Origin of the sequence: Enterobacter sp. PL1, from assembly GCF_945957325.1 — a bacterium.
GTDB classification, from domain to species: domain Bacteria; phylum Pseudomonadota; class Gammaproteobacteria; order Enterobacterales; family Enterobacteriaceae; genus Enterobacter; species Enterobacter roggenkampii.
Map to the genome: position 1 here is coordinate 121761 of NZ_CAMFKT010000009.1, position 18624 is coordinate 140384.

The 18624-nt window shown below is 57.9% G+C and carries 19 protein-coding genes; 7 read left to right on the forward strand and 12 right to left on the reverse strand.

Translation table 11 applies throughout. The annotated features are described in order from the left end of the window. Nucleotide 1: 1 nt before the first annotated feature. From chbR to osmE, 5 genes are all read right to left on the reverse strand, one after another. Nucleotides 2-820, reverse strand: coding sequence for a transcriptional regulator ChbR (gene chbR, locus N6P30_RS10630; protein WP_008500673.1), 819 nt, complete (start codon nt 818-820; stop codon nt 2-4). A gap of 29 nt (nt 821-849) precedes the next feature. After that, the gene (chbA, locus tag N6P30_RS10635) at nt 850-1197 is read right to left on the reverse strand and encodes a PTS N,N'-diacetylchitobiose transporter subunit IIA (RefSeq protein ID WP_008500674.1); all 348 of its coding nucleotides are present in this window, start codon (nt 1195-1197) and stop codon (nt 850-852) included. 46 nt (nt 1198-1243) lie between these two features. Continuing rightward, a complete protein-coding gene (gene chbC / locus N6P30_RS10640; protein WP_008500675.1) occupies nt 1244-2602 on the reverse strand; it encodes a PTS N,N'-diacetylchitobiose transporter subunit IIC in 1359 nt (452 codons plus the stop codon). Nucleotides 2603-2681: 79 nt separating this feature from the next. Next, a complete protein-coding gene (chbB, locus tag N6P30_RS10645) occupies nt 2682-2999 on the reverse strand; it encodes a PTS N,N'-diacetylchitobiose transporter subunit IIB (RefSeq protein ID WP_008500676.1) in 318 nt (105 codons plus the stop codon). Between the two features lie 284 nt (nt 3000-3283). Further along, on the reverse strand, nt 3284-3625 hold the full coding sequence (osmE, locus tag N6P30_RS10650; protein WP_008500677.1) for an osmotically-inducible lipoprotein OsmE: 342 nt from the start codon (nt 3623-3625) through the stop codon (nt 3284-3286). Between the two features lie 221 nt (nt 3626-3846). Between osmE and nadE the strand changes: the two genes are divergently transcribed. Together nadE and cho are read left to right on the forward strand one after the other, a co-directional pair. Then, the gene (gene nadE, locus N6P30_RS10655; RefSeq protein WP_023292679.1) at nt 3847-4671 is read left to right on the forward strand and encodes an ammonia-dependent NAD(+) synthetase; all 825 of its coding nucleotides are present in this window, start codon (nt 3847-3849) and stop codon (nt 4669-4671) included. Between the two features lie 103 nt (nt 4672-4774). Continuing rightward, nucleotides 4775-5665 (forward strand): excinuclease Cho, encoded by an 891-nt coding sequence (cho, locus tag N6P30_RS10660; protein WP_264467668.1) that lies wholly within the window; start codon nt 4775-4777, stop codon nt 5663-5665. Here cho and ves read toward each other — a convergent pair. The 7 genes from ves to N6P30_RS10695 all read right to left on the reverse strand — a co-directional run bounded on the left by ves (nt 5643) and on the right by N6P30_RS10695 (nt 13353). Further along, nucleotides 5643-6200 carry an environmental stress-induced protein Ves gene (gene ves, locus N6P30_RS10665; protein WP_021241069.1) on the reverse strand — a complete coding sequence of 186 codons (558 nt, stop codon included), beginning with the start codon at nt 6198-6200 and terminating at the stop codon, nt 5643-5645. The genes cho and ves overlap by 23 nt on opposite strands. A gap of 296 nt (nt 6201-6496) precedes the next feature. After that, nucleotides 6497-6991, reverse strand: a complete 495-nt coding sequence (gene spy / locus N6P30_RS10670; protein WP_023292681.1) for an ATP-independent periplasmic protein-refolding chaperone Spy — start codon at nt 6989-6991, stop codon at nt 6497-6499. A 338-nt stretch (nt 6992-7329) separates the two neighbouring features. After that, the gene (gene astE, locus N6P30_RS10675; protein ID WP_023292683.1) at nt 7330-8295 is read right to left on the reverse strand and encodes a succinylglutamate desuccinylase; all 966 of its coding nucleotides are present in this window, start codon (nt 8293-8295) and stop codon (nt 7330-7332) included. A 10-nt stretch (nt 8296-8305) separates the two neighbouring features. Next, nucleotides 8306-9631 carry an N-succinylarginine dihydrolase gene (gene astB, locus N6P30_RS10680; RefSeq protein WP_023292684.1) on the reverse strand — a complete coding sequence of 442 codons (1326 nt, stop codon included), beginning with the start codon at nt 9629-9631 and terminating at the stop codon, nt 8306-8308. Then, complete coding sequence (gene astD, locus N6P30_RS10685) at nt 9618-11105, reverse strand: succinylglutamate-semialdehyde dehydrogenase (RefSeq protein ID WP_023292685.1); 1488 nt, start codon at nt 11103-11105, stop codon at nt 9618-9620. The genes astB and astD overlap by 14 nt, the downstream gene beginning before the upstream one ends. Then, nucleotides 11102-12136, reverse strand: coding sequence for an arginine N-succinyltransferase (gene astA / locus N6P30_RS10690; protein ID WP_023292686.1), 1035 nt, complete (start codon nt 12134-12136; stop codon nt 11102-11104). The genes astD and astA overlap by 4 nt, the downstream gene beginning before the upstream one ends. After that, nucleotides 12133-13353, reverse strand: a complete 1221-nt coding sequence (locus N6P30_RS10695) for an aspartate aminotransferase family protein (RefSeq protein ID WP_023292687.1) — start codon at nt 13351-13353, stop codon at nt 12133-12135. The genes astA and N6P30_RS10695 overlap by 4 nt, the downstream gene beginning before the upstream one ends. A 433-nt stretch (nt 13354-13786) precedes the next feature. Between N6P30_RS10695 and xthA the strand changes: the two genes are divergently transcribed. The 5 genes from xthA to N6P30_RS10720 are packed head-to-tail and all read left to right on the forward strand — an operon-like array spanning nt 13787 to nt 18581. Then, on the forward strand, nt 13787-14593 hold the full coding sequence (gene xthA / locus N6P30_RS10700; protein ID WP_023292688.1) for an exodeoxyribonuclease III: 807 nt from the start codon (nt 13787-13789) through the stop codon (nt 14591-14593). A gap of 6 nt (nt 14594-14599) precedes the next feature. Further along, a complete protein-coding gene (locus N6P30_RS10705) occupies nt 14600-15283 on the forward strand; it encodes a TVP38/TMEM64 family protein (protein WP_023292689.1) in 684 nt (227 codons plus the stop codon). Between the two features lie 15 nt (nt 15284-15298). Further along, nucleotides 15299-16459 (forward strand): ABC transporter substrate-binding protein, encoded by a 1161-nt coding sequence (locus tag N6P30_RS10710; RefSeq protein ID WP_050488758.1) that lies wholly within the window; start codon nt 15299-15301, stop codon nt 16457-16459. Beyond that, nucleotides 16432-17961 carry a thiamine ABC transporter permease gene (locus tag N6P30_RS10715; protein WP_023292691.1) on the forward strand — a complete coding sequence of 510 codons (1530 nt, stop codon included), beginning with the start codon at nt 16432-16434 and terminating at the stop codon, nt 17959-17961. Before N6P30_RS10710 ends, N6P30_RS10715 begins: the two co-directional genes overlap by 28 nt. Then, a complete protein-coding gene (locus N6P30_RS10720; RefSeq protein ID WP_023292692.1) occupies nt 17961-18581 on the forward strand; it encodes an ATP-binding cassette domain-containing protein in 621 nt (206 codons plus the stop codon). Before N6P30_RS10715 ends, N6P30_RS10720 begins: the two co-directional genes overlap by 1 nt. The last annotated feature ends 43 nt before the right edge of the window (nt 18582-18624 follow it).

Below are 18624 nucleotides of genomic sequence, written 5' to 3' on the forward strand. Positions count from 1 at the left end.
GTTAATTAATTACCGTCAAATTTTTCCGGTAACTGTTCGGTGTGAATGACGTCAATTTCTTAAAGGTTTTAATAAACAGGCTGGGGCTGCTGTATCCTGACTCGTATGCAATATCGGTGACAGAATAGTTGGTAATTTCCAGCTGTTTTTTAGCAAAATTAATGCGGATTTCATTAATAATTTGCACGGGCGTTTTACGGTAATAACGCTGCGTCGCGCGGGTCAGATATTCCTGGGATTTGCCCGACAGGGAGACCATATTTTCCAGCGCATTTTCGCTGAACTGGCTTTTATCGTGCATCAGCTCAACGGTGCTGCGTAGCCATTGCGGAATATCATCCGTCACCTGCTGCTCTTCACGATGATGGCGCAGCCGGTTCATCACGTAGAAGGTCACCGTTTCAATAAACTCATCAAATTCATTGTCGCGGAAGTTAAGCGAGGCGATAACCGTTTCAATCCAGGTCATGAACTCGTTTTTGACGCGATAAACCTGGGAGGCCACAAAGCAGAACGGCACCAGCGGCAGATAATGCTTCTCGAAGAAACGTCTGCTGACGCCCACATTCAGAATACGGGTGGCACCAAATTCGTAAAAGCTCTGGTGATAAGATCCCATCGGCAGGAAGACAAAATCCCCTCGTTCAAGCAGAACGCGCTTACCGTTGATCTCCTGGTAGTAGCGGCCGGTCAGAACAATCGTGAACTCGTAGTAGTCATGCTGATGCAGACCGCTGGCGCTCTCCGTCTTGTTGTAGATAACCACGTGAAAATTTTTGCCATTAAACAGCTGCTGTTCAAGTGCGGTTTTAATTTCCATCGTGCTGACCTCCTGCTACTCAGTCTGACTTACTGCATCTTCTCGTGAAGCTCAATAAGCTCCGCCACCAGCTCGCGTGCCAGCATCGAGGTCATCAGGTGATCCTGCGCGTGGACCAGCACCAGGCTGACCTTCATCTTCCCTTCGCCCTGATCGCTTTCAATCAGCTTTGTCTGCACCAGGTGCGCTTCGTTCAGCGCCGTGCGGGACTGTTCCATCATGGTTTTCGCCGCGGCGAAATCCCCCTGCTTGGCCTGCTTCAGCGCGGCGTAGGCCAGGCTGCGGGCCTGCCCGGAGTTGATGATAAGCCCCATCACCACTTCTTCGAGATCGTTCTCGACGGCGTCGTCTGCGACAATATTATCCAAATCTAACATCTTTAAGCTCCTTGTGGCTGGCGCGGGTTTCCCCGCGCCGTCAATCTTAGAATTTCAGTGAGAGGGCGATATCCTCTTCGCTCTCTTCTTCATCAATGATGGTGGCGGCTTTGTTCGCAATCGCTACGAACGGCATGTACAGCAGGGTGGCAATCCCGAGGTTAAATATCGCCAGCAGGAAGGCTGCGACGCTGCCGTTGGTGTTGAAGAAGGCGCCCAGACCCGCTGGCATGGTCCACGGTGCAATGTTGGTGACCGGTGGAATGATGCCCATGTAATACGCCGTCAGGGTGATAGCGGCCAGCAGCGGCTGAACCAGGATGAACGGAATGAACATGACCGGGTTCATGATGATTGGCAGACCGAACAGAATCGGTTCGTTAATCTGGAAGATGCCTGATGGCAGCGCCAGCTTCGCGACCTGACGGTAGTCTGCGCGACGAGAGACAATAAAGACCGCGATGATCAGACCCAAGGTTGCCCCGGTACCGCCCAGGAAGATATAGGAGTCAAGCATCGGCTTCGCCCACACATGGAAGGTTTTACCCGCTGCCAGCGCCGCGTCAACGGAGCCGTACTGCTGATAAAGTGCAACGTTTTCCAGTGCCCACGGGGTCATAATTCCGCTGTCCAGCGCGGCCAGTGCCAGTGAACCATGCACGCCAAAGAACCACAGCAGAGAGGTGAAAATCACGTACGCCCAACCGACCACGCCACCCATAGACGCCAGCGGCGTAGAGATAGAGTCCATGATGATCTGGTGGAAGTTCGTGCCCCAGTGGGAGAGCGCCCAGGCGATAATCCCCATAATAGAGAGAATAATGAAGCCTGGAATCAACGCGGAAAATGAACGGGAAACGGAGGCCGGTACGCTATCCGGCAGGCGGATCACCCAGTTGCGACGGATAATAAAGGTGAACATCTCTGCCACCACCAGGCCGATAACAATACCGGAGATGATGTTAGCCCCACCCAACCAGTTGGCGCCCACAGCATAGGCTTCACCGACGCTGTACGGGGTCACTGTCATAAAGGCGGCGACGGATAATAACCCGGCAGCCAGTGGGTCCACCTTACGCTCTTCTGCCAGCGCCATCCCAATAAAGAAAGGCGCCATCAGCGACATAATCCCCAACGTACCGTTATAGACGTTGCCGCCGATGGCTTTAAAACCATTAAGGGTTTCAATTGTGGAAGCGTCTAACCGAATTCCTAATGAATAAAAGAAGGAACCTTCACCAAAGCTCAGAAAAACGTTGTTAATTAAAACGAACATGGCCCCGGCCAGCGTCAACGGCATTAATTTAATAAAGCCGTTTTTGATGGCATTAACGTGAGGCTGCTTTCCTATTTTAACAGCAAAAGGAAGGAGTACCTTTTCAAGTGAAGCGATGACTTTACTCATAGGAAAATACCCTTAAATGCCGTAACGCATGTTACGGCGTATTGTGTGTGAAATAACTCTTTGACGGGAAAAATAAAAATTAATTAGCAGCTTTTTTAATCGCTGCCACAGCAGCTTTAAGAACACCTAAACCATCAATCTTGCCGTACAGCCCCGAGTCGATCACTTCGACCGGTTTATTGGGTAACAGTCGTTGAATTTCGGGCAACATATAGGCAATTTGCGGTCCCAGTAAAACAACATCGGCTGTCTGACCTTTTTCGCCCGCCAGCGTTTCCGGGAACGCTTCGATCACCACAGGGACTTCATACTTTTCAGCCTGCGCACGCATCTTTGACACCAGAAGCGAGGTTGACATGCCCGCTGAGCAGAACAGGTAGATATGTTTCTTTTCCATCGTAATTTCCCTCTTGTATGACTACCTGCCGTCGCGTTCTCACTCGACTCGCTGTCCCGGCAGACAGGTAGTTTGCGTACTGTTGTTTATCGTTGGAGTGAGTATACGCAATGGTACAGACAGGGGATAATTCTGAACAGACTCAAATTGTCTCTCATTGACCTGGCTTGTTGACTACCCTCACATTTCGGGCAAATAATTCGCGAAAAGAAATAAGATTTTCTGATGCATAAAAAAACCGGCCCCGGGGCCGGTTTGTTAACATCCTCAGGCAAGCAGGGTTACTACGCCTTAGGTGCCTGCGGGTCAGTATCGTATTCAGCACAGGTCTGATAGCCGGAGTTGATCACATGACCGGTATCATCCAGGGCGACAAAGTAGGTTTCTGCCTTACCATCACGTTGACCCAGAATGTAGGTCTGGCAGGTCCCTTTAGCATGAATCATGGTGACTTCGGAAGAAGGTTTACCGGCAATCGCAGCGACCTGCGAACGGGTCATCCCTTTTTTGACATCTTTTACTACGGGCTGCGTAAACTGATCCTTGGTGCGATCGTAAGCCGTACACCCTGCCAGCATAGTCAGTACCGCCGCTGCGCTAAGAATTCCTGCTACGTTCTTGTTCATATTCCGTCCTCTTGTTTATCAGCGTGTTATCTAAGCATGGGATAAAAAGTACTATTGTTCAACTTTGTGCGTTACGCCAGACGAATTTCGGAAAATTCTAATAAAACAACGATAACCTGCTAAAACGGCGTAAATTAGCGCACTCGAAACTGTGATCCTTGTCGTTTTACGTCCAAAGGGTTAGTTTTAACAGTTAACACATTCTGTTTATGGAGAGCGTGATGACTCTGCAACAAGAGATTATCCAGGCGCTGGGCGCGAAGCCTGCGGTAGATGCAAATGAAGAGATCCGCCGCAGCGTGGATTTTTTAAAAGCGTATTTAAAGAAGAACTCTTTCCTGAAATCTCTGGTGCTGGGCATCAGCGGCGGCCAGGATTCAACGCTGACCGGTAAGCTCTGCCAGATGGCAATTTCAGAGCTGCGCGAGGAGACGGGAGATGAAACCCTGCAATTTATCGCCGTGCGTCTTCCATATGGCGTACAGGCGGACGAGCAGGATTGCCAGGATGCAATCGCCTTCATTCAGCCTGACCGCGTGCTGACCGTCAATATTAAAGGCTCCGTGCTGGCAAGCGAGCAGGCGCTTCGCGAAGCGGGCATTGAGTTAAGCGATTTTGTTCGCGGCAACGAGAAAGCCCGCGAGCGCATGAAAGCGCAGTACAGCATTGCCGGGATGACCAAAGGCGTCGTGGTCGGCACCGACCATGCGGCCGAAGCGATCACCGGTTTCTTCACCAAGTACGGCGACGGCGGCACCGACATCAACCCGATCTTCCGCCTGAACAAGCGTCAGGGTAAGCAGCTGCTTGCCGCGCTGGGCTGTCCTGAGCATCTGTATAAGAAAGCGCCGACGGCCGATCTGGAGGACGATCGCCCTTCCCTGCCGGATGAAGCGGCTCTTGGCGTCACCTACGACAACATTGATGATTATCTGGAAGGCAAAAAGCTGGATGAAGGCACCGCAAAGATCATCGAAGGCTGGTATCTGAAAACCGAGCACAAGCGTCGCCCACCGATAACGGTGTTTGACGACTTCTGGAAATAAACGCAAAACGGTAGCCCCGTTTTGTAGGCCGGGTAAGGCGTAGCCGCCACCCGGCTCTTTTTTAACCAAACCCTCTCTGCTACACTGTATGCCTGAACAGTATATGGAGCAGTATGTGAGCAGGCGTCAATCCGCCCCGCGTCTTGAGTTTGAAGCGGCGGCTATCTACGAATATCCCGAGCACCTTCGTCCCTGGCTTGAGGCATTGCCTAAACAGCCGGGCGTGTACATCTTTCACGGTGAAAGCGACACGCTGCCGCTCTACATCGGCAAGAGCGTTAACATTCGCAGTCGGGTGTTATCCCATCTGCGTACTCCGGATGAGGCCGCCATGCTGCGCCAGTCGCGACGCATTACCTGGTTCCAGACGGCGGGAGAAATGGGCGCGCTGTTGCTGGAGGCGCGGTTGATAAAAGAACAACAGCCGCTTTTCAACAAGCGCCTGCGCCGCAACCGTCAGCTCTGCTCCCTGCAGATCAACGAAGGCAAGCCGCAGGTCGTCTACGCGCGCGACGTCGATTTTTCTCATGCCCCGAATCTCTACGGACTGTTCGCCAATAAACGTGCCGCACTTCAGGCGCTGCAGACGCTGGCGGACGAGCTCCAGCTTTGCTACAGCCTTTTGGGCCTGGAGGCGACCACGCGTGGACGCGCCTGTTTCCGATCCGCGCTGAAGCGCTGTGCCGGTGCCTGCTGTGGGAAAGAGAGCGTTGAGGCCCACGACGCCCGGCTCCTCGCCGGTCTGGCGGCCATCAGCGTGAAGTGCTGGCCCTGGGAAAGCGCCGTTGCGCTCAAAGAAGTGGGTGACGCGATGACCCAATATCACATCGTCAATAACTGGCTCTGGCTGGGCGCTGTCGACGATATCAACGACGCGGCAACCCTGCTGCGCACGCCCGCCGGATTTGACCACGATGGCTACAAAATTCTCTGTAAACCTGTGCTGGCCGGTAAGTTTGAAATCATTGAGCTCAATGGCCTGGCAGCCACGTGATTTCGCTGAACAATAAGGTACCCTGAGCCTCCAGCAGACGCAGCGTGTGGGTACCCTCCTCCCAGCTGGCGCCCTGATCGGCCGTCAGCAATTTATCACCCAGCTGCCACGCCCCGCTTAACACAAACACCACGCCCCCGCGTGTGCCAAAGGTGGTAAAGGTACGGTCAGCCACGCGCACCTTCGCCCGACAGCAGTCGCGACGGGTCATGATGTTGAAGTCCATCGCCATCCGCCCATCGGACAGCAGCGCTTTCACCGGCAGGTCGCCGGCAAAGCTGTAGGGCTGATGGTGCTTAAGGGTATGGAAGAACGCCTGGCCCGCATCCAGCGTCACCTCCCCGCCTTCCAGCAAGGTAATTACCCGATCGACGCCGGGAAAAGAGGAAAATTCGCCGTTGCTGGCGATAGTCGCGATACTGGCGCGCCAGTGAAAATCGCGCGTTGCGGGAGGGAAACAACAAATCTCACGCGTTTCACCCGCACCATTGCGCCAGAGGCTGACCGGCATCTTACGGATATCAAAGAACTCCATCACCACTCCTGAATGGCACAACCCGTGCCAGGGCAAGGATATTGCTATCGTTGCTGTCTTGTTTGTTATCGTTAGGTATTCACAACACAGTATCGGCAGCAGAGCGGGCAGGCCTTAGCGGAACGTTAATAAAAATTCTAACGCCATGACTCTACAAACATTCTCTGATGCGACTACAGGAGCATACCGCGCTGGCGGCGGCAGACAAGAGGGCAGGAAAGAAAAACCGCCGGTCCTGTCCACAGCGTTTTCGCTTTTGTGGACAGGATCCCGGCGGTCTTAAGAGAGTGAACCGATTATTCGGTTGGTGCTGGCATTTTACCTTCCATCGCCGGACGTTCTGTCAGACGCTTCTCAAAATTCGCATTAAATTGTTTTTTCTGTTCCGGGGTCAGAATGTTGTAGATCTTGTTCTGGGTTTCCAGGTGAGCCAGCATGCGGGCTTTGTGCTGCTCGGCCATTTTGTCGATCTGCGCTTCGGCTTTCGCCTTGTCGAAGCTGTCGCTGGCGATGATGTCATGCATGGCACGACGCTCTTCCAGCGGCGGACGTTTCATCTGCTCGCGTTCGCTTTTCCGGATATCGCGGATCTGCTGTTTCTGCGCATCCGTCAGGTTGAGATCCTTAAACATCATCATCTCGTTGTGCATACCCGGGCCTTTATGATGCATCATCATTTTGCCTTCAGCAGGCGCGGCAGCGGTGGTGGTCGCAGTATCTGCGGCGAACGCCATGCTGGTAGCGCCCAGAGCCAGGGTAGAAGCAACAAACAGTGCAGTAAACTTACGCATAATTTATTTCCTTTCTTTCAGTTATTCTTCGGCGCTATGCCGTGTTGACGAGATTAACTTTACGGGGTTTATCGTCAATTAGTCAGAGCAACGGTAAAACAATGAAAGTGTAAAAAACAAATTTTCGCCAAATGTGGAGGAAATAAGGATAAAGCGTGGAGAGTTGCAACCAAAAATATTCAATACGATGATTTTAAAGCGATTTAGCAAAAGTATAACGGAGTGAAGGTGAATAATAAAGCAATTCACCAGGAATATTCTGCAAAACACGTTCACGCGCTTTAATTGCTAAGAAACGGTATTTAACTTCCCCTCCCGGATGATGAGAGGGGAAAGGTTCAGGATATTTTTTCCAGCATCAGCCCGGCCCGCAGGCCAAACGCGACGGTTGGGTTAGGGAATAAAACATACTCGGTGGTTTTCTGCACCTCGTAACGTTCCTCGCCGTCCTCGGCCAGCAGCGCCCCTTTGCGGAACGGGGTGAAGTTGAGGGTGTGTGCGGCCATGTGGAGCAGGAAGGCGTCGCTGCGGCGCGTGATCTGCTGTACGACCCGGTAACGCTCAACGGTCTGATGCGTAGGCTCGGGAGCCGACCCGCCCAGCAGCGCCCGCAGGGCAAGATGCGTTGGCGCAAAGCGGGTGAGATCGTTTTGCCCAAACGGCAGCGCTTTCCCCAGCTCCAGCGTACAGGACAACGCACCAAAGTGCTCACAGGTGAAGTGCGTAAAGGTTCCGCCCGGCGACTGGTGAAACACCAGCGCCTCCAGCCCGGCGTCTCCCAGCCAGCTCAGGAAATCTTCCTCCCACGGCTGATTGCGCTGCGGCAGAACGCCAAAGCGGACATGGTAGGACGCGCGGATGGCCGTATGCAGATCCAGATGCCAGCGCACGGGCCCCGCAGCGGCAAAGAACGCGGTCACCACGTTCTCCAGCCACGCTGCCCGCGCCGTTTCGTCACTCTGCGGAAACTGCGACCAGCGCCCGCCGAACATGCGGTTAATGTCGCTCACCAGATACCGTTTGTTTTGCGCCAGCGCAGGGGGATTGCCGAGCACCACCAGCACGCGGCACTTCAGGGCAATTTCATTGCGATACAGCGCGCGCAGCAGCAGATCGACAATCTCAACGGGCGCCGTTTCATTCCCGTGAATGCCTGTTGAAAGCAGCAGCGAGAGATCGCTCTTTGCGGTCGGCGTCAGCTCAAGCACCCCGCGCCCCAGCCACCGCCAGCGAAATGAGGGGCCATCCCCCTCTTTCTGTTCCGGCGTTTCATCGGCCAGGGTCAGCGCCAGTAAATTTTCCATACCCACTCCTTTAGCGCTGGAACGGATAAACCGATCCCAGCTGCAGGATTGTCGACAACGCGTCCAGCGCCTCGCGACCTTCGCGCAGAAGCTGCGGGTCAACCAGATCGGCCTGCGTTAGCCGGTCGCGATAGTAGCGATCGACCCAGTCATTCAGGCGCGTAAAGAGCGTATCGTTCATCATGACCGCCGGATTAACCGCCTGCATTTCGTCCTGAGTCAAGACCACGCGCAGACGTAAACAGGCTGGACCACCGCCGTTGGCCATGCTTTCACGCAGGTCAAACACGCGCAGTTCGTCAATCGGGTTATCGGCCTTCACCAGCTCGGTCAGGTAGCGCCACACGCCCTGATGATCCCGGGACTCCTGCGGCAGAACCAGCATCATGCTGCCGTCATCGCGGCTGAGCAGCTGGCTATTGAACAGATAGGTTTCAACCGCGTCCTGCACGCTTACCGCCGCCATTGGCACCTGAATGGGCGTAAAGCCGCGCACGCGCTCATGCAGCGTGGCGAGCAGCTTTTCCTGATGGGCAAACGCCTGCTCGTGGCAGAACAGCACCTGGCGGTTGGAAACGGCAATCACGTCGTTGTGGAACACGCCCTGGTCGATCACATGCGGGTTCTGCTGGGCGAAAATCACCTGGGAAGGATTGACCTGGTTCAGGCGGGCAACGGCCTGGCTGGCCGCCAGCGTCTGGCGCGCAGGATAACGGGTTGGCGCGGCGTGGCCCCCCTCTTCGCGCCCGTAAATAAACAGCTGCAGACCCGGCTCGCCATAATCGCCCCCCAGGCGGTTATGGTTGGCCGCGCCTTCGTCGCCAAACATCGCCACCTGCGGCAGGGCCTGATGCACCGCGAAATGGGCGTCCTGGTTGAAAATGGCGCGCAGCACGCGCTCGGTGGTTTCCGCTTCGGTGGCGCGGTGAAACTTGTTATTCAGGTTCGCCACCGTCAGGTGGACTTTGCCATCCAGCGTATCGGCTGACGGCGCGACGGTGGCCGCGTTGGCGACCCACATCGAAGAGGCGGAGCTTGCCGCCGAGAGCAGGTGCGGCGTCTGCGTCCCCGCTTTTTCGACCACCTGCTCATCGGTACCGCTAAAGCCGAGCTGACGCAGCACCGCCACGTTCGGACGCTCCTGCGGCGGGATCACCGCCTGCGGGAAACCGGCATCCGCCAGCGCTTTCATCTTAAGCAGCCCCTGCTTCGCCGCCAGCTTCGGGTTGGAAACCTGAAAACGGTGCTTCGTGGAGGCTTCATTACCAAAAGAGAGACCGGCGTAGTGGTGCGTCAGCCCCACCAGCCCGTCAAAGTTGACTTCACGCGCTTTCATGACGGTCCCCTCCGGTAAAGTCCAGCCCCGGATTAAGCGTTTCCGGCAGCGTCAGCGCCGGGGTTTCCAGGCTCGCCATCGGCCAGGCACAGTAATCGGCGGCATACCACGCGCTGGCGCGATGGTTCCCCGACGCGCCCACGCCGCCGAACGGCGCGGTGCTCGCGGCCCCGGTCAGCGGTTTATTCCAGTTCACAATCCCGGCGCGCGCTTCCAGCAGCAGTTGGTCAAACTTCTCGCGATGCGGCGAAATCAGCCCGCTCGAAAGACCGTAGCGGGTGTTATTGGCCATTGCGATGGCGTCGTCAAAATCGTCATAGCGCCAGACGCACAGCAGCGGACCAAAGACCTCTTCATCCGGCACGTTGCTCGCGCCGCTCATCTCAACGATGCCCGGCGTCAGCAGCGAGGCACCCGGCTGAACCTGCTTCGGCTCGAGCAGGGTTTTCGCGCCGCGCGCGACGTGGTCCTGCCAGGCCTTCAGCACGTTCAGCGCGGCCTGCTCGGAAATCAGCCCGCCGATAAACGGCTGCGGATCGGCATCCCACGCGGCTGGCACCAGACGCGCGCTCACCTCAACCAGACGTTTGAGGAACGCATCCCCCTGCGCGCTCCGTTTCACCAACAGGCGGCGGGCGCAGGTGCAGCGCTGTCCGGCGGTAATAAAGGCGGACTGAATCGTCAGGTGCACCGCGGCGTCGATATCGTCAGGGTCTTCCACAATCAGCGGGTTGTTGCCGCCCATCTCGAGAGCAAGGATTTTTTCCGGCTGCCCCGCCAGCTGGCGATGCAGCTGATAGCCCGTCCCGGCGCTGCCGGTAAACAGCAGGCCGTCGATATCGCTCAGCGCGCTCAGCGCCTGGCCGGTTTCGCGTCCGCCCTGCACCAGGTTCAGCACGCCCGGCGGCAGGCCAGCCTGTTCCCACAGCTTAACCACCGCCTCGCCGGTTAATGGGGTGAGCTCGCTCGGCTTGAAAATCACGGTATTGCCCGCCAGCAGCGCGGGCACAATGTGGCCATTCGGCAGATGCCCCGGGAAGTTGTACGGACCAAACACCGCCAGCACGCCGTGCGGACGGTGGCGCAGCGTGGCCGCGCCGTCCGGCATCTCGGTGTGCTGTTCGCCGGTGCGGGTGTGGTACGCCTTCACCGAAATGGCGACTTTGTTGATCATCGCTGTCACTTCGGTTGCCGCTTCCCAGCGCGGTTTACTGGTTTCAGACGCGATGATGCGCGTCAGTTCGGCCTTATTTGCCTCCAGCAGCCCGGCAAACTTTTCAACAAGCGCCTGGCGCACGGCGAAAGGCTGTTTTGCCCACGCCGGGAACGCGCGGCGAGCGGCATGGCAGGCTTGTTCCACCTGCGCGGCGCTGGCGTCGTTCCCCTTCCAGAGCACCTCTTTTCCTACCGGATTGGTCTTTACGCGCTGTTCGCCTTCGCCCGTGACCCAGTCACCGTTAATCCATAATGTCATGCTGTTTTCTCCTCAGGGCAGAGACGCACCAGGCGAACCTTATCGCCGGCGTTACATTTCAGGGCATCCAGTTCTGCAGCCGTCAGCACCAGACGTTCACATTTCGGGTTGGTCCGCACCAGCATCGCACGGAAGTTGGCGTAATTTTCGTTCGCCACCAGGCATGCGGGCCAGTCGCCCGGCGCGGGCTGGCCTTCAGAGACCTCAACCAGCCGGCTCTTACGGATCGCGCGTACGCGGTCGATATCGCACTCAAGCGTGGGCCCGCCGTCAAAGATGTCGACATAGTTACGGTAGCGGAAGCCCTCTTTCTCCAGCACCGCGCGGGCAGGCGCGGTTTGCGGATGCACTTCGCCGATCACCGCCTGCGCTTCCGGGCTGAGGAAATGGGTATAGATAGGATGCTTCGGCATCAGTTCGGCAATAAAGGCTTTCTGACCCGTGCCGCAGAGAAAGTCCGCCCGGCTGAACTCCATCGAGAAGAAGCGCTCGCCCAGGCTCTCCCAGAACGGTGAATAGCCGGTGTCGTCGATCACGCCGCGCATCTCCGCAACCACCTTTTCGTTAAAGCGATCGCGGAAGGCGGCCATAAACATAAAGCGCGATTTGGAAAGCAGATAGCCGTTGCCCTCCTTGCGCCACGCCGGGTCGAGGAACAGCGTGCAAAGCTCGCTGGCGCCCGTGTGGTCATTGCAGAGGAACAGCGTCGGCAGCGCGTTATAGACGTTCAGCTCTTTCGAGGCATGAACCATGGTGCCGACGCGGTAGTTGTACCACGGGTCGTTAAGCCCGACGGCCACTTCGATGGCGCAGATCCCGGCCACGGTCCCCGTGTCGGTGTCTTCCAGCACGAACACATACCCCTGTTCGCTTTTTGGCAACGTCCCCTGCCAGGTTTGAAGGGCGCGCTCAATGCGCGCCGACAGCGTTTTTTCATCGGCAGGAAGCGAGGTCAGCCCGCCTCCCGTCTTACCGGCAAGCTGCATGAGCCCGGCGAGATCGCCGCGCTCAACGGGACGGATGACCATCATGATGACACCCCGGATTTCACCTTTTCACACGCCAGCGCAAAGCGGTCCAGACCGGTTTGCACCTCTTCCTCGCTGACAATCAGCGCGGGAGCAAAACGCACGACGTTGGCACCGGCAATCAGCACCATCACACCCACTTTTGCCGCTTCCTGTGAAATAAGTTTAGCTTTTCCGGCAAACTCAGCGGTGAGCTCGCAGCCGATTAACAGCCCCAGGCCACGAATTTCTTTAAACAGGCCAACCTTGCCGTTGATGGCATTCAGGCGCTCAACAAACCAGTCGTGGCGCTGCTTAACGCCCTTCAGCACCTCAGGGGTATTAATGATGTCGAGCACCTGTCCGGCAACGGCGGTGGCCAGCGGGTTGCCGCCGTAGGTGGTGCCGTGGGTACCAACGGTCATCACGCTGGCGAATTTCTCGGTGGTCAGCGTCGCGCCAATCGGGAAGCCGCCGCCCAGCGCTTTGGCGGTCGACAGCACGTCCGGCGTGACGTCGTAGTGCATATAGGCATACAGCTCGCCGGTGCGCCCCACGCCGGTCTGCACTTCGTCGAAAATCAGCACCGCGTTATGACGATCGCACAGCTCGCGCAGCCCCTGCAGGAATTCCTTTTTCGCCGGAAGCACGCCACCCTCACCCTGCATCGGCTCGACGATCACCGCACAGGTGGTGTCGTTAATCAGCTCGCTGGCAGACTGCAGATCGTTATAAATACCGTGACGGATATCCGGCGGCAGCGGTGCGAAATCCTGCGAGTAGGAAGGCTGGCCACCCGCGCTGACGGTAAAGAGCGTGCGTCCGTGGAAGGCATTTTTAAACGCCACGATACCGCTCTTGTGGGTACCAAACTTATCGTGCGCATATTTGCGCGCCAGCTTCAGCGCCGCTTCGTTGGCTTCCGCCCCCGAGTTACAGAAAAAGACTTTTTCGGCAAACGTCGCGTCGATCAGTTTTTTGGCCAGGCGCAGCGCAGGCTCGTTGGTAAAGCCGTTGCCGGTATGCCAGAACTTCGCCGCCTGGTCATTGAGCGCCTGACGCAGCGCCGGGTGCGCATGCCCCAGCGCGTTCACCGCAATCCCACCGGCAAAGTCGATATACTCTTTACCCTGCTGATCCCACAGGCGCGAGCCTTCCCCACGAACCGGAATAAAAGCCGCCGGAGCGTAAACCGGCATCATCCATTCATCGAAATTTTCACGCGTAATTGACAGAGACATAGCGACCTCATCCGGTAAATAAAAGGTTATTTGAATGTTAAATAATTGAGTGTTTGCACTGTGAATGTAGATTGCAGCCTTCGTGCCAGCCAGCGATAAAAATGCATAAACGGGTTGAGAGAACAGAATATCAATAAGTTACAACATGGAGTTATTCACTGTTAGTGCATAAAAAGTGAATATTTTTACGACAAGCGGCGCTTTGCCGCATGAAAATCAGAAAGAGTATGCACAGGCCAAATATAATTCTGGAATTGTGATCGCTCGCGAAATTTATCGGCCATTTACGCCCTCTTTGGGGGCGAAGCGCGTCAGAATGGTGCAAATATTGCACCACCGGCATTATCTGTTGCAGTTATTGGTCGAACCCGGTAACAGTTGACGCAAATTCTGCTACCATCCTTGCACTATTCACCTTGCACTGGCAGCGACTATGAAATTTGTCTCTTTTAATATCAACGGCCTGCGTGCCCGCCCTCATCAGCTTGAAGCTATCGTTGAGCAACATCAGCCAGATGTGATCGGCCTGCAGGAGACAAAGGTTCACGACGACATGTTCCCCCTCGAAGAGGTGGCGAAACTCGGCTACAACGTCTTTTATCACGGCCAGAAAGGTCACTACGGCGTCGCGCTGCTGACCAAAGCGCCGCCGGTTTCCGTGCGTCGCGGCTTCCCGGGCGACGGTGAAGAAGCACAGCGTCGCATTATCATGGCGGAAGTCCCTTCTGAGATCGGCAATATCACGGTCATCAACGGCTATTTCCCGCAGGGTGAGAGCCGTGACCATGAGACCAAATTCCCGGCTAAAGCGAAGTTTTATCAGGATCTGCAGGACTACCTGACCACCGAACTCAAAAAAGAGAATCCGGTGCTGATCATGGGCGACATGAATATCAGCCCGACGGATCTCGATATCGGTATTGGCGAAGAGAACCGCAAACGCTGGCTGCGCACCGGCAAATGCTCCTTCCTGCCGGAAGAGCGTGAGTGGATGGAGCGCCTGCTGGGCTGGGGCCTGGTGGATACCTTCCGCAATGCCAACCCGGAAACGCAGGATCGCTTCTCCTGGTTTGACTATCGCTCTAAAGGCTTTGACGACAACCGCGGCCTGCGTATCGATCTGCTGCTGGCCAGTTCCCCGCTGGCCGAGCGTTGCATCGAAACCGGGATCGACTACGACATCCGCAGCATGGAAAAACCGTCTGACCACGCGCCGGTGTGGGCTAAATTCAAGCTGTAATGACGCGTGAACCTTTCAAAAACACTCTTCCTGTGCGCCCTTCTGGGCGCCTTTATTCTGGCGTTTATCATGCTTCCGCCGGGAACCCTCTCCCTGGAAGGGATTAAAACGCACCAGCAGGCATTACTCTCCTATGTCGACCACTCGCCGCTGCGCAGCGCGCTGATCTTCTTTGCGGTCTATGTGGCGGTCTCCGCCCTCTCGATCCCCGGCGCGGCGATCCTGACCCTGCTGGGCGGGACGTTGTTTAGCCTGTGGGAAGGCACTGTGCTGGTCTCGTTTGCCTCCACGCTTGGGGCCACGCTGGCGATGCTCGCCAGCCGCTATCTTTTGCGCGACTGGGTGCAACGGCGGTTTGCCAGGCAGATGGGTACGGTGAATACCGGCATGGCGCGCGACGGCGCGGGCTATCTTTTTGCCCTGCGCCTGATGCCGCTGTTCCCGTTTTTCCTGGTGAATTTGCTGATGGGACTGACCCGCATGGGAGTATTTCGCTACTGGTGGGTCAGCCAGGTCGCCATGCTGCCCGCGACGGTGGTCTTTCTCAACGCCGGGCGCGAGCTGGGAAAAGTGACCTCGCTGCGCGATATTTTGTCGCCGGGCATGCTATTCGCCTTTACACTACTGGGGGTATTGCCGTTGGTCACCCGCCGGCTGTTTTCCCGTTATCTCCCGTCTGCTAAAAAGTGAGGCATTATGCGCCGTGTGCGTTTTTGCGCGTTTCTGACCGGGCTGCTGCTGGCGGCCCCTCTGTATGCCGCCGACGGCTGGCAGGCTATTCAGCAACAGGCCAAAGGCCAGACCGTCTGGTTTAACGCCTGGGGCGGCGATCCGGCGGTCAACCGCTATCTGGAGTGGGTCAGCGGCGAGATGCAAACGCACTATGCCATTACCCTTAAAATTGTCCCGCTGGCGGATGCTGCCGACGCGGTAAAACGTATTCAGACCGAAGCCGCCGCGGGGCGCAAGACCAACGGCTCCGTTGACCTGCTGTGGGTTAACGGCGAGAACTTCCGCACGCTGAAAGAGGCAAACCTGCTGGAGACCGGATGGGCGCAGACGTTGCCCAACTGGCGCTATGTTGATACCCGCAAGCCCGTTACGGAGGATTTTGCTATCCCCACAGACGGCGCGGAATCGCCGTGGGGCGGCGCGCAGCTGACCTTTATCGCCCGCAAAGCCAGCATGCCGACGCCGCCGACCGATCCTCAGGCGCTGCTGGCGTACGCGCAGCAGCATCCGGGCAAGATCAGCTATCCTCGCCCGCCCGATTTTACCGGCACGGCATTTCTTGAGCAGCTGCTGATGACGCTAACCGCTCACCCGGAGGCGCTGCAAAAGGCCCCCGATAGCACCTTTGCCGAGGTCACGGCCCCGCTCTGGGATTATCTGGACACGCTCCACCCGCTGCTGTGGCGCGAAGGGAAAGATTTTCCCCCTTCTCCTGCACGGATGGATGCCCTGCTTGCCAGCGGCAGCCTGAATCTGTCGCTGACCTTTAACCCGGCCCATGCGCAGCAGAAAGTGGCGAGCGGCGAACTGCCCGCCGACGGCTATAGCTTTGGTTTTCAGAGCGGGATGCTCGGCAACGTCCATTTTGTGGCGATTCCGGCCAACGCCAGCGCGAGCGCGGGAGCGAAAATGGTCGCCAATTTCCTGCTGTCGCCGCAGGCGCAGATCCGCAAAGCTGACCCGGCCATCTGGGGCGATCCGAGCGTGCTGGATGCGAAAACGCTGCCCGAAGAAGAAGCCAGACAGCTGCTGGCCCACACGCCTCAGGGGCTGCCGAAGGTGCTTGCCGAGCCGCAGTCCGCCTGGGTGAACGCGCTGGAGCAGGAATGGCTGCGTCGTTACGGCACCCGCTGAGCGGGCTCGTCTGGCTGGCGATGGCGGTGATTTATCTGCCGATCCTGCCCGCCGGCGCCATGCTGCTTGCCCCGGCGTTTTCGGTGACAAACTGGCAGCGGCTGCTGAACGATCCGCAGCTCCCGCAGGCGGCCGTCGCCACGCTGGTCTCAACGCTCATCGCCACGCTGGGGGCGTTGTTCATTGCCCTTCTCCTCGTCAGCCTTCTCTGGCCCGGAAAACGCTGGCGACGTCTCACAACCCGTCTGCCGTGGCTGCTGGCGATACCCCATGTGGCGTTCGCCACCGGCGCGCTACTGCTGTTTGCCGAGGGCGGACTGTTTTATCAGGTCTGCACCGTCTGTTCGCCGCCGTTTGACCGCTACGGCGCCGGGCTGGGGCTGACGCTCGCGGTCAAAGAGAGCGCGTTTGTCCTGTGGGCGATTTATGCCGTACTGCCGGAAAAACGGCTCGCGCAGCAGAAGATCGTCCTGCAGACGCTCGGCTACGGGCGTTTTCAGACGCTGAGCTGGCTGATTCTGCCAGCTATCGCGCCCGTCCTCGGGGCAGTCATGCTGGCGGTGCTGGCATGGTCGCTGTCGGTCGTGGACGTGGCGATCGTTCTCGGGCCCGGCAACCCGCCTACCCTGGCCGTGCTGGCCTGGCAGTGGTTAAGCCAGGGCGACGCGCAGCAGCAGGCAAAAGGGACGCTGCTGTGCCTGCTTCTCCTTCTGCTGCTGGCCGCGCTTGCCGCTCTGGGATACGGACTCTGGAAGGCATGGGTTCGCACACTTGCGGACCTCACCGGAACGCGTCCCCGGTCGCAGCGCGTGCTGCCTGAGCGGGCACTGAGCGGGTTTCTGCCCGCCTGCGGCGTCCTGTGCGCCGCGGTACTGCTGATGCTGGCGCAACGGGATGACGTTGGCCCGGTGGGGAGCAGCCTCTCCTTCGGTCTGCTTTCAAGCCTGACCGGCCTGGTCGTCGGGTTACTCTGGCTGGAGTGGGGCCCGCAGCGCGGCACGCTGTGGGTATGGTTACCGCTCGCCCTTCCGGCCCTCCCGCTCGTCACCGGCCAGTATGCCATTGCGTTGCACCTGGGCATCGACGGGCACTACGCCGCCGTGCTCTGGAGCCACCTTCTGTGGGTATTGCCGTGGATGCTGCTGGTACTGCAACCCGCCTGGCGCCGGATCGATCCCCGGCTTATTCTCACCGCCAGAACCCTCGGCTGGCGACGGACAAAAATCTTTTTACTGCTGAAATGCCCGCTGCTGGTGCGCCCTGCGCTACTGGCCTTTGCCACCGGCTTTTCCGTCAGCATGGCGCAATATATGCCGACGCTGTGGCTGGGCGCGGGGCGTTTCGCCACGCTGACCACCGAAACCGTGGCGCTCAGCAGCGGGGGCAGCATCCCGATTCTCGCTAACCGGGCGCTGGGATTACTGCTGGTCACGGGCACGGTATTTGGTCTTGCCGCCCTGCTATCCCGGCTCGTGGGCCGCTACCGACAAGGGTTACGTTAATGCTGAAGGTAAAAAATCTCACCATCGAACCGCTTTTCCGCGAGGTCAGTTTTTGCGTGCCCCGCGGGGAGATCGTCACCCTGATGGGGCCGTCCGGCAGCGGAAAGTCGACCCTTTTTGCCTGGATGGTCGGCGCGCTGTCAGACGATTTCCAGGCGCGGGGCGAACTGTGGCTCGACGCGCGTCGCTGCGACGCGCTTCCCGTGGAGTCCCGCGGGCTGGGTATTCTCTTTCAGGACGCGCTGCTGTTCGATCAGTTCAGCGTCGGGCAAAATTTGCTGCTGGCGCTGCCCGAGCGCATCACCGGACGCGCGCGTCGGGAGGCGGTCGCGCAGGCGCTGGATTCCGCCGAGCTGAGCGGCCATTACGCCAGCGATCCGGCCACCCTCTCCGGCGGGGAGCGTGCCCGGGTCAGCCTGCTGCGGGCCCTGCTCGCGGAGCCGCAGGCGCTGCTGCTGGATGAACCGTTCAGCCGCCTCGATAAAGCGTTACGGGCCACGTTTCGGGCATGGGTATTTGACGCCGTCCGCGCGCGCAATATTCCGGCGGTGCTGGTCACGCACGATGAGGACGATATTCCACCCGGCGGCGAGATGATTGAGATTTCTCGCTGGCAATAATGTGCTAACGCAATGTTTTCCGATTCGGGAGAGACGACAATGC

Bases quoted from the DNA above. Each gene is read 5' to 3' on its own strand.
- chbR (WP_008500673.1), bottom strand. From the start codon at position 820: ATGGAAATTAAAACCGCACTTGAACAGCAGCTGTTTAATGGCAAAAAT.
- chbA (WP_008500674.1), bottom strand. From the start codon at position 1,197: ATGTTAGATTTGGATAATATTGTCGCAGACGACGCCGTCGAGAACGAT.
- chbC (WP_008500675.1), bottom strand. From the start codon at position 2,602: ATGAGTAAAGTCATCGCTTCACTTGAAAAGGTACTCCTTCCTTTTGCT.
- chbB (WP_008500676.1), bottom strand. From the start codon at position 2,999: ATGGAAAAGAAACATATCTACCTGTTCTGCTCAGCGGGCATGTCAACC.
- osmE (WP_008500677.1), bottom strand. From the start codon at position 3,625: ATGAACAAGAACGTAGCAGGAATTCTTAGCGCAGCGGCGGTACTGACT.
- nadE (WP_023292679.1), top strand. From the start codon at position 3,847: ATGACTCTGCAACAAGAGATTATCCAGGCGCTGGGCGCGAAGCCTGCG.
- cho (WP_264467668.1), top strand. From the start codon at position 4,775: ATGGAGCAGTATGTGAGCAGGCGTCAATCCGCCCCGCGTCTTGAGTTT.
- ves (WP_021241069.1), bottom strand. From the start codon at position 6,200: ATGGAGTTCTTTGATATCCGTAAGATGCCGGTCAGCCTCTGGCGCAAT.
- spy (WP_023292681.1), bottom strand. From the start codon at position 6,991: ATGCGTAAGTTTACTGCACTGTTTGTTGCTTCTACCCTGGCTCTGGGC.
- astE (WP_023292683.1), bottom strand. From the start codon at position 8,295: ATGGAAAATTTACTGGCGCTGACCCTGGCCGATGAAACGCCGGAACAG.
- astB (WP_023292684.1), bottom strand. From the start codon at position 9,631: ATGAAAGCGCGTGAAGTCAACTTTGACGGGCTGGTGGGGCTGACGCAC.
- astD (WP_023292685.1), bottom strand. From the start codon at position 11,105: ATGACATTATGGATTAACGGTGACTGGGTCACGGGCGAAGGCGAACAG.
- astA (WP_023292686.1), bottom strand. From the start codon at position 12,136: ATGATGGTCATCCGTCCCGTTGAGCGCGGCGATCTCGCCGGGCTCATG.
- N6P30_RS10695 (WP_023292687.1), bottom strand. From the start codon at position 13,353: ATGTCTCTGTCAATTACGCGTGAAAATTTCGATGAATGGATGATGCCG.
- xthA (WP_023292688.1), top strand. From the start codon at position 13,787: ATGAAATTTGTCTCTTTTAATATCAACGGCCTGCGTGCCCGCCCTCAT.
- N6P30_RS10715 (WP_023292691.1), top strand. From the start codon at position 16,432: ATGGCTGCGTCGTTACGGCACCCGCTGAGCGGGCTCGTCTGGCTGGCG.
- N6P30_RS10720 (WP_023292692.1), top strand. From the start codon at position 17,961: ATGCTGAAGGTAAAAAATCTCACCATCGAACCGCTTTTCCGCGAGGTC.